The sequence below is a fragment of the Bradyrhizobium zhengyangense genome (assembly GCF_022012435.1).
Lineage (GTDB): Bacteria > Pseudomonadota > Alphaproteobacteria > Rhizobiales > Xanthobacteraceae > Bradyrhizobium > Bradyrhizobium zhengyangense.
The window spans coordinates 1-2,135 of record NZ_JAKLUA010000070.1 but is presented as its reverse complement, the minus strand read 5'-3'; the positions used below and the strand labels follow the sequence as shown (position 1 = coordinate 2,135).

Genomic DNA, 2,135 nt, shown 5'->3' with positions numbered 1-2,135 from the left:
TTTTGCCTGGCCCATGCGCGGCGGGGCTTCTTCGAGTTGGCTGACATCGAGAAGAATGCTCGGGAAGGCAAGAAGGGCAAACCGGTCTCTCCGATCGCGCTGGAGGTGGTCAAGCGTCTCGACGCCCTGTTCGAGATCGAGCGCGCCATCAACGGCCGAAATGCCGACGAGCGGCGTGCCGTGCGCCAGGAAAAGAGCAAGCCGCTTCTCGACGACATGCACGTCTGGTTGCTGCGTGAGCGCGAGACCCTCTCGCACTCTTCCGAGGTCCTGAAGCCGATCAACGTAAGCGCTGAGCCGTCACCCTATTGATGCGGGCTTGACGCCTTGCGGAAGCGCCACGGCATGAGGTCGCCGATTCTGCTATTGGGATGGCCGTCGATGATCGCCTGGAGCGTTTCAGCGATGTAGGCGGCCGGGTTGACGTCGTTGAGCTTGCATGTGGCGACGATCGATGCCAGCAAAGCCCAGTTTTCTGCCCCGATTTCATGACCGGCGAAGAGAGCGTTTTTCCTGGTCAAGCAGACTGGCCGGATGGCGTTCTCGACCGGGTTGGTGTCGAGTTCGAGACGCCCATCTTCGAGAAAGCGGGTCAGCCCCTGCCAATGATTGAGCGCATAGCGGATATCCTCGGCGAGCGTCGAACCGCTGGAGATCATCGACAGCTGCTTCTCGAACCACGACTTCAACGCGGCTACCAAGGGCAGCGAGTGCGCCTTGCGCGCTGCCAACCGGGTGTCCGGCGATGAGCCGCGTACCAAGGCTTCGATCGCGTAGAGCTGCGCGATGTGCCGCACGGCGGCCTCGGCGATCGGCGATTTGTTGTTGCGGGCCAATTTGACAAAGCGCCGTCGCAAATGGCTCCAGCAATGCACGAGCGTCCACGGCCCCTGCGGTCGATCGACTTCGGTCAGCCGGTCATAGCCGTCATAGCCATCGCATTGCAGGAAGCGTCCGCCGAAGCCGTCCAGGAACTGCTGCGCGAAGGCACCGCTGCGACCGGGCGCATATCTGAACAACACGATTGGTGGACTTGGACCGCTATGGCCGCGGTCGTCTGAGGCGATCGCCCAGAAGTAGCCTTTCTTCGTTTGGCCTCGCCCGGGATCAAGCACCGGCGCTGTGGTCTCGTCCATGAACAGGCGATCCGCCATGGCCAGGTGGTCGCGCATGTGGTCCGCGATGGGCTGAAGATGGAAGCAGGCGCGGCCAGACCAGTTGCCCAGTGTCGCCCGATCAAGCCGGATGCCCTGGCGCGCATAGATCTCGGCCTGACGATAAAACGGCGTGTGGTCGCCGAACTTGGAGACGATCACGTGCGCGATAGCCGCTTCGGTCGGCAGCCCGCTGGGCACGACGTGCTCCGGTGCGTGCGCCTGCACGACGGGGCCCGAGCACCGGCGACAGATGTATTTCGGGCGGCGCGTGACCAGCACGCGCCATTGCGCCGGGATCACGTCAAGGCGCTGGCTGACGTCCTCGCCGATCTTCGTCATGGCACCACAACCGCACGGGCAGCGCGTGCTTGCAGGCTCGATGACCCGTTCCACTCGCGGCAAATGGGCAGGCAAGCAGCCACGGTTGCGATGAGAGCCTTGATCCGGATCGCTCCGCGATCGGCCCTTGATCACAGCCGCGGCTCTCTCCTGCGCCGCGTCCAGGATCCCTTGCGCGATCTCCACGTCTTCCAACGGCAAGTGATACTGATCTGGCCGCAGCTTCTCGGACTTCGCGCCGAACCTGTCGCGCCGCAATTCGCCGAGGATGACCTCCAGCCGACGCCGGGCTTCCTCCGACGCCGCCAGCGCCCCTTGATGCTCGCTCAAGGCCGCCTGCGTTTGCGCCAAAAGCGCTTTCAGTTGTTCATTTTCGTCGCGCAGCGTCGCGATGCTCATGCGCTATTTCGAGCACATCGCCGCCGCGCGTGCCACGTTCAAAATAGCAGCCGAGTCATTCTGCCGCAGTTATCCAGCCGCCTGAGGACGCCGCGCTTCTTCCGGACGGACCAATCTCCAATCCAGCCCCTCGAACAGGGCCGCGAACATCGCCGGCGATATTCGCATCACGCCGTCTGCGATCGTTGGCCAAACGAACTTGCAACCTTCAAGACGCTTGTGCACCAACACCAGGCCCGT

General features: G+C 63.2%; 2 protein-coding genes and 1 pseudogene. 1 reads left to right on the top strand and 2 read right to left on the bottom strand.

Annotated elements, in window-relative coordinates; all coding sequences use genetic code 11:
- A pseudogene (locus L6637_RS42175) lies at positions 1 to 285 on the top strand (IS66 family transposase); the annotation flags it as partial.
- A 20-nt stretch (positions 286 to 305) separates the two neighbouring features.
- Here L6637_RS42175 and tnpC read toward each other — a convergent pair.
- Both tnpC and tnpB read right to left on the bottom strand, forming a co-directional pair.
- Entirely contained in the window at positions 306 to 1,895 is a 1,590-nt protein-coding gene (gene tnpC, locus L6637_RS42170) for an IS66 family transposase (RefSeq protein WP_237874449.1), read from the bottom strand.
- Positions 1,896 to 1,964: 69 nt separating this feature from the next.
- Positions 1,965 to 2,126 (bottom strand): IS66 family insertion sequence element accessory protein TnpB, encoded by a 162-nt coding sequence (gene tnpB / locus L6637_RS43015; protein ID WP_377803229.1) that lies wholly within the window; start codon positions 2,124 to 2,126, stop codon positions 1,965 to 1,967.
- Positions 2,127 to 2,135: the final 9 nt, after the last annotated feature.